1 protein-coding gene is annotated in these 243 nt (G+C 42.4%); it reads right to left on the bottom strand.

All coding sequences use genetic code 11. The features are described 5' to 3' along the window. A partial coding sequence (locus NE619_RS18435; RefSeq protein WP_330640877.1) for a hypothetical protein occupies positions 1-233 on the bottom strand: 233 nt, incomplete at its 3' end. Positions 234-243 lie beyond the last annotated feature (10 nt).

Raw genomic sequence — 243 nt, 5'->3', positions numbered from 1 at the left:
GAAAATGTTTCCACCTGCTGAATCTCCTGCTCTGCCGGAATATAGATTTCATTACGTTCTGTCCATTCTCTATTTCTGCACTCTTCGATTTCCTGACGTTTTGACGCAATATATTTCTGATATACTTCGATCCGGTTCGCCGTCTTTTCCCGAAACTCTTTCTTTCCCTCCATCACACCGACTACCGCTGTTATGATCGCGATCGTACATGATATAAGAGAAAAAATAATCATCGTTCCTCCC

This window comes from Anaerovorax odorimutans (assembly GCF_024459955.1).
GTDB classification, from domain to species: Bacteria; Bacillota; Clostridia; order Peptostreptococcales; family Anaerovoracaceae; genus Hominibacterium; species Hominibacterium odorimutans_A.
The sequence above is the reverse complement of the archived record's forward strand: the minus strand, read 5'-3'. Positions and strand labels throughout refer to the sequence as shown.